The organism is Undibacterium sp. RuRC25W (genome assembly GCF_049339825.1).
Lineage (GTDB): Bacteria > Pseudomonadota > Gammaproteobacteria > Burkholderiales > Burkholderiaceae_D > Undibacterium.
Genome location: NZ_JBMPPD010000064.1, coordinates 1 through 5,006 on the forward strand (window position 1 = coordinate 1; position 5,006 = coordinate 5,006).

The window sequence follows — 5,006 nt, forward strand, 5'->3', positions numbered from 1 at the left end:
GGGTGAGATGTGTGTAGTTCATTATGCAATTTCGACTGGCCGGTCAAAAAGGCACAAATGCTATCGCATCTTGCCCTCATTAACCGGTACCGTTCATAAATTGCACTTCATCCTAGAATTCGCCATTACATTGCAATGCCTATCCGTGACAAGAACAAACAGAGAATATTGACTTCTCCGGCCATCCCTGCGATAAGCGTTTATTATTTGCTCATGTATTTTTTCAGTTCCATTTTACCAATCTGATTGCGATGAACTTCATCTGGGCCATCGGCAAGACGTAATGTGCGTGCCTGCGCATAAGCATAGGCCAAACCGAAGTCATCCGACACCCCGCCGCCGCCGTGCGCCTGGATCGCCCAATCAATCACCTGGCAAGCCATATTCGGCGCTGCCACCTTGATCATCGCAATTTCTTTGGCTGCGGCTTTATTGCCAACGGTATCCATCATTTGCGCTGCGTTAAGCACCAGAAAACGGGCCTGATCAATCAAAATACGGGCATTGGCAATGCGCTCGAGCGTGACACCTTGCTCAGCAACACGCTTCCCAAACGCGACACGGGTTAGAGAACGTTTGCACATGTCTTCGAGTGCGCGTTCAGCCAGACCAATCAGACGCATGCAGTGATGAATACGGCCTGGTCCTAAACGTCCTTGGGCGATCTCAAAGCCACGCCCTTCACCCAATAGCATATTGGATGCAGGAACTCTGACATTATCAAAAAGCACCTCGCCATGACCGTGCGGCGCATCGTCATAGCCGAACACAGGTAACGCACGGAGAATGGTGACGCCTGGCGTATCCCGTGGGACAATAATCATCGACTGTTGCTTATGGCGATCAGGATTGGCTGGATCGCTTTTTCCCATGAAGATAAAGACTTTACAACGAGGATCATTGGCACCAGAAGACCACCACTTGCGGCCATTGATCACATACTCATCGCCATCGCGCACAATCGACGCTTCGATGTTGGTTGCATCCGAAGACGCGACGGCAGGTTCTGTCATGGCAAAGCAAGAACGAATCTCACCACGTAACAATGGCTTGAGCCATTGATCTTGCTGCGCTGGTGTGCCGTAGCGTGCAAACACTTCCATGTTACCGGTGTCCGGAGCGGAGCAATTAAATACTTCAGCGGACCATAATGCCCGTCCCATGATTTCACACAACGGTGCGTAGTCGAGGTTGGTTAAACCAGCACCATGTCCAGACTCAGGTAAGAATAAATTCCACAGGCCAGCATCTCTGGCTTTGGCTTTGAGCTGCTCAACAATTTTCGTCGGGATCCACGCGTCACCTGCCTTACGGTTCGCAGCGATTTCGCCATAAAAAGTCGCTTCGTTTGGATAAATATGCGCATCCATAAACGCTTTTAAACGCGTCTGTAAATCAATTACTTTAGGGCTGTATTGAAAATCCATGATCATCCTCTTTAAGTCAATTGGTTGAGATCACACAACAGTGATCATCAAATAAATTTGCTACGGTGAGCGACTACGTTTTTTTAGCTGACGAGATAGCCACCGTCGACATTGATGCAGGCACCCGTGGTGTAGCTCGCAGCGTCAGAGGCCAGATACAACACGGTTCCTGCCATCTCATCAGGTTCAGCGATGCGCTTCATTGGAATCCGGGTTAACGCTTTTTCTAAGATCACAGGATTACCAAACAAGGCTGAAGCAAATTTAGTATCTGTGGCACCAGGCAATAAGGCATTGACGCGAATACCCATCTGCGCACATTCATGCGCAAAGGATTTGGTCATCGCAATGACGGCCGCTTTGGTGATGGAGTAAATACCTTGCAGAGGACCAGGAATCACGCCGTTGACGGAGGCGACGTTGATGATGCTGCCACCACCGTGCGTTGCCATGATTTTGGCCGCGCCGGATGACATAAAGAAATAGCCACGGATATTCACATCAACAGTCTTTTGAAACGCGGCTTCATCGGTATCGAGAATGTGTCCAAAATACGGATTGGTTGCCGCGTTATTTACCAAAATATCTAAACGTCCATGGGCACTCGTGATGTCGGCAAACAACGCATTTATCTGTGTCATATCACCGATGTGGCAAGCACGTGCTTCTGCTTTGCCACCTGCGGCAATAATCTCATCAACCACCGCAGCACATGCCTCGGCTTTGCGGCTCGATACAATCACCAGCGCACCATGTGCCGCGAGCAGTTTAGCAATCGAAGCACCAATGCCACGGCTAGCGCCGGTGACCAATGCGACTTTACCGTGTAAATCAAACAGATCTTTCATTTTGGATTCCTAGACGTAAGTGATGCACTTCGGGTTATTTAATATTTCCAGATGAGAAAAGTTATTCAGATAAGCTAGCGCAAAGCGGTTGTGATGACCGTCACGTCCGGGTTGAACATGAATCCGAGTCACACCGGTATTGACCAGTGACCAATTTAATTCGGAAAATTTGGCGTCAGGAATGCCAAGCACGTGCTGACAAATCGCAGAGATCGTGCCGCCCGACGTAAAAATAGCGATATTCTTCGCGCCATCATCGAGCGCCAGTTGTTGTTGAAAGGCACGGATACAGCGTTGCTGGAACGCATGCCAAGTTTCAGTGTATTCGGCATCATGCTGACCAGACATCCAGCGTGCGACTGCCGCAGAAAAAATATCCTGAAACGCCCTGCCTGCATCTGGCTTGCTGGTCAAAAACCGTTTCACTTCAGCAGGATCATCGAATTCCGGAACATGTCTGGCTAATACCTCGTGGTGATGGTATTCGTTAAATCCTGCATCCATATGCCAGCCAGTCGTCTCTACCTCGGAGGACTCCTGACCGCGCAAACCAGCGATGCAAGCGACAGCTGTCTGCTGGTGGCGATGTAGTGCACCAGTGACAATACGATGTATGTTGAGATCCCGCTGCGCCCACCAGTTACCTAGTTGCGTCGCCTGTTGTGCACCTAGCTCGGACAGCTGGTCGTAGTTTTGGCTACCAAACGAGGCTTGTCCATGTCTGATCAGATACAGTTGCGCCATGAATTATTCCACCTTCTTTTTTCGTATTAATGTCAATCGTTTTCATACCGTGATGCACATAAGCCGTCAGTTGTGCATCACTATCTGATATGAAAAACAACCATCTTTTTTCTGATGATGAGTGTAAGTCTGGGTCTATAATTTATCAAATGAATAGTTGTTATCAGATATTATTAATCTCATGCATATATCTCGCCTCGATCTAAATTTATTTATTGTCTTTGAAGCCATTTACACTGAAGGCACCGTCACCCGCGCGAGTCAGCAGCTCAATTTGACGCAACCGGCAATCAGTCATGCGCTCAATCGCTTAAGAAGCATGTTTGATGACCCACTTTTTGTACGGCAAGGCAATATCATGGTGTCAACGCCGCTGGCGCGCAGCATTATTGAACCTGTCAGAGTTGCCTTGCGTGGTTTAGAAATGACGCTGACTGAGAACAGAAAATTTGATCCGTCGCAGGCGAGTAAGCAATTCAACCTGGCGTTACGCGACGTGCTGGAATCAACTGTACTGCCCCCTTTATTGGAGAGCATTACGCGCCAAGCACCAGAAATCAACGTCGCAGCAATTCAGGTTGACCGCCGCGAATTAGTCAGTGAACTAGCCGCGGGAACCATCGATGTTGCCATTGATATGCTACTGCCACTACCACCAGAGATCCGGCGACAACAGATCTCGCGCGATACCACCGTCGTATTGGCCCGTAAAGATCATCCTATCGTCCAAACCGCCTTAACCTTGGACCAATACCTGCAGGCGGAGCATATTCTCGCCAGTTCCAGGCGAAAAGGGATGGGCTTGGAAGATTTTGAACTGAGTCGTCTTGGATTACAGCGCCGGATACGCTTGCGTTGTCAGCACTATTTCGCCGCTTGCCGCGTCGTGAGACAGACTAACTTGTTACTCACCATGCCAGAAGCATACGCACGGATCGTTAATCAGCAATTTGACAATCAAATTCTCCCCTTGCCGCTGACCATGCCTTCGTGGGATGTTTATCTCTATTGGCATCAAAATTTGGAGAATGATCCGGCTAATCAGTGGCTCAGGGAGCAAGTCATGCAAGCTTTCAGCTAAAACCTGCAACGACAATCCGTCCAGAAAATAAAAAACCGCCAGTTGAGCTAACGTGGCGGTTTATCTTATTTGACAATGTTAAGTAGCGATCTTCGTCTATCTTGTCTCGATTGTCTCGCGAAAGCTCGCGTTGAGTGGGTTATTTAGTTTTCTTTTCGGGATCATCAGGTAGCAAGCAGGCATCGATGATTTGCAAATCGTTATCTTTTGCAAAACTGACCACAAAATGATACGCCAGCGGCTCTATTTCTCGAATTGCCTCATTGACGACGACAGAACGGACACCATTAAGCAAAATTGGCCGGACATAAGGGGAATATTGCAAATGAGAATTGCGTCCGCCATCAGGACTAAAGCAAGACATGGCACCGCAAAGACGTTCCGCCCAATCGCTAGGGCGAAATTGTCTTCCATCACTGGTAACACCCTGGATGAAAAATTCTTTAATCGGCTGTGAATGAGTTTTTTTGGGATCGGCCATGTGCTCGGCTCGCTGTGAAGCATAATTGAACAAAGCAAAATATCATTCTGTGATACTCAGCTTTCAGAATACATAGGTATTATATCTTATAGAAGACTTGAATCGAAACCTCACAGACATTTTAATTCAGTACTATGCAAAAATAATGCCTGCAAGAGATCCGCTAAGTAACACATGAAAAAAGTATTCAAGCAAAGTCTGACATCTACCTTAATATAGTGCATTTCTCCGCTTAGTAAAGCAAACTCCAGCCCCAAATGTCATTCCGTACCGTTCGCAAGAGATAAAAAAGCCGCAATATGAACTGCACCCCAAAAGTTGGACACCCGTCCTAACTTTTGGGGTGTTTTCATGAGTAAATACACAAAGCAATTCAAACTGGCCGTTGTTAAACGGTATCAAGAAGGTTCAGCGGGTTATCAAGC

5 protein-coding genes are annotated in these 5,006 nt (G+C 47.8%); 1 reads left to right on the forward strand and 4 read right to left on the reverse strand.

What is annotated here, in order from left to right:
* Positions 1 to 203 precede the first annotated feature (203 nt).
* The 3 genes from ACO0KV_RS18190 to ACO0KV_RS18200 all read right to left on the reverse strand — a co-directional run bounded on the left by ACO0KV_RS18190 (position 204) and on the right by ACO0KV_RS18200 (position 3,019).
* Positions 204 to 1,427: an acyl-CoA dehydrogenase family protein gene (locus ACO0KV_RS18190; protein WP_423044548.1), complete on the reverse strand. Its 1,224-nt coding sequence runs from the start codon at positions 1,425 to 1,427 to the stop codon at positions 204 to 206.
* Between the two features lie 83 nt (positions 1,428 to 1,510).
* Positions 1,511 to 2,275 carry an SDR family oxidoreductase gene (locus ACO0KV_RS18195; RefSeq protein WP_423044550.1) on the reverse strand — a complete coding sequence of 255 codons (765 nt, stop codon included), beginning with the start codon at positions 2,273 to 2,275 and terminating at the stop codon, positions 1,511 to 1,513.
* 9 nt (positions 2,276 to 2,284) lie between these two features.
* Positions 2,285 to 3,019 carry a histidine phosphatase family protein gene (locus ACO0KV_RS18200; protein ID WP_423044552.1) on the reverse strand — a complete coding sequence of 245 codons (735 nt, stop codon included), beginning with the start codon at positions 3,017 to 3,019 and terminating at the stop codon, positions 2,285 to 2,287.
* Positions 3,020 to 3,200: 181 nt separating this feature from the next.
* Between ACO0KV_RS18200 and ACO0KV_RS18205 the strand changes: the two genes are divergently transcribed.
* Entirely contained in the window at positions 3,201 to 4,100 is a 900-nt protein-coding gene (locus tag ACO0KV_RS18205) for a LysR family transcriptional regulator (RefSeq protein WP_423044554.1), read from the forward strand.
* A gap of 139 nt (positions 4,101 to 4,239) precedes the next feature.
* On the opposite strand, the gene ACO0KV_RS18210 is transcribed toward ACO0KV_RS18205, so the two are convergent.
* Positions 4,240 to 4,581 (reverse strand): DUF3579 domain-containing protein, encoded by a 342-nt coding sequence (locus ACO0KV_RS18210; protein WP_423044556.1) that lies wholly within the window; start codon positions 4,579 to 4,581, stop codon positions 4,240 to 4,242.
* Between the last annotated feature and the right edge of the window lie 425 nt (positions 4,582 to 5,006).

What these genes read in the sequence shown, in the direction of transcription:
- ACO0KV_RS18190 (WP_423044548.1), bottom strand. Translation starts at nt 1,427, where the DNA reads ATGGATTTTCAATACAGCCCTAAAGTAATTGATTTACAGACGCGTTTA.
- ACO0KV_RS18195 (WP_423044550.1), bottom strand. Translation starts at nt 2,275, where the DNA reads ATGAAAGATCTGTTTGATTTACACGGTAAAGTCGCATTGGTCACCGGC.
- ACO0KV_RS18200 (WP_423044552.1), bottom strand. Translation starts at nt 3,019, where the DNA reads ATGGCGCAACTGTATCTGATCAGACATGGACAAGCCTCGTTTGGTAGC.
- ACO0KV_RS18205 (WP_423044554.1), top strand. Translation starts at nt 3,201, where the DNA reads ATGCATATATCTCGCCTCGATCTAAATTTATTTATTGTCTTTGAAGCC.
- ACO0KV_RS18210 (WP_423044556.1), bottom strand. Translation starts at nt 4,581, where the DNA reads ATGGCCGATCCCAAAAAAACTCATTCACAGCCGATTAAAGAATTTTTC.